Below are 1,142 nucleotides of genomic sequence, written 5' to 3' on the forward strand. Positions count from 1 at the left end.
CCCGGGCCCACGTCGGCCCAGCCGCACCCCACCCAGCCGTACGGCGGCTATCCCGTGACGCCGCAGGGCGGGTTCCCGGCCAGCCCGTACGCCGGCTACCCGCCGCCCCCTCCCGGCGCGGGCCGGCCGGCGAGGCCCCACCAGCTGGTGCTGTCCCTCGGCATCGTCGGGCTGCTGGTGCTCTGCCTCGGCGGAGGTGGCATCGCCTACCTCGCCTACGAGGGCGATCAGGGCGCCGACCCCAGGCCCACGCCGACCGCGTCCCCCACCGCGGCGGCGCCGAGCGCCACGCCGAGCGCCGACACCTCGTCCGAAGCCGCCCCGTCGCCGGAGCCCAGCGACGCCCCGCAGATCAGGGTCGTCACGCCGGAGACCCTCGGGGGCCGCCCGAAGAGCACCGAGCCGACCCTGCGGAAGGCCGCCGACGACATGGTCCGCGAGCTGCAGTCCTCGGTGCGCGGCGAGACCGGCGTCGCCGGCGCCTTCTACGGCAGCGCCGACAAGCGGGACATGGTCATGGTGATCGCCGCCAGCACCTTCGTGCTCAACCCGGAACGGGAGCTCGACGACGCGGTCAAGGGCATCTCGAAGGACCTGGCCGTCAAACGGTTGACCACCGTCGCCCCCGGACCGCTCGGCGGCCTGGCCAAGTGCGGCGACGGCGAGTCCGCCGGCGTGCCGCTGGGCGTCTGCGCGTGGGCCGACCACGGCAGCGTCGGGCTCATCGTGATGTTCTTCTCCTCCTCGGCAGCCACGGCGGCGGAGTTCGTCGCCTTCCGCAGTCAGATCGAGCAGAAGTACTGACCAGCACCCGCCCGGTGCGCGCCGCCGTTCACGACCGACGCGGCGCGTCGGGCGTGGCCGGGGCCGCACGGACCACCATCTCCCTCGCGCAGACCCGGAGCTGACCGATGTCCTACCCACCCGCCAACTCCTACCCGCCGCCGGACGGCGGGGGCGGCCCGTACGGCTCGTACCCGCCGGCACAGCCCGGCGGGTACGGACCGCCACCGGCACAGCCCGCCGGATACGGACCGCCGCCGCAGGTTGGCGGGTACGGACCGCAGCCCCACGCCGGCGGGTACGGACCGCAGGCCGGCGGGTACGGGCCACCGCCGTCGCAGGCCGGCGGGTACGGGCCA

At 75.7% G+C, this 1,142-nt stretch carries 2 protein-coding genes; both read left to right on the forward strand.

Features of this window, described 5'->3' with window-relative positions:
* On the forward strand, positions 1-804 hold an 804-nt coding region (locus F6X68_RS33815), incomplete at its 5' end, for a hypothetical protein (protein WP_192581652.1).
* Positions 805-911: 107 nt separating this feature from the next.
* A partial coding sequence (locus F6X68_RS34565; protein ID WP_225852574.1) for a hypothetical protein occupies positions 912-1,142 on the forward strand: 231 nt, incomplete at its 3' end.

Origin of the sequence: Micromonospora sp. AMSO12t (assembly GCF_008806585.1) — a bacterium.
In the GTDB taxonomy this organism is placed as follows: domain Bacteria; phylum Actinomycetota; class Actinomycetes; order Mycobacteriales; family Micromonosporaceae; genus Micromonospora; species Micromonospora reichwaldensis.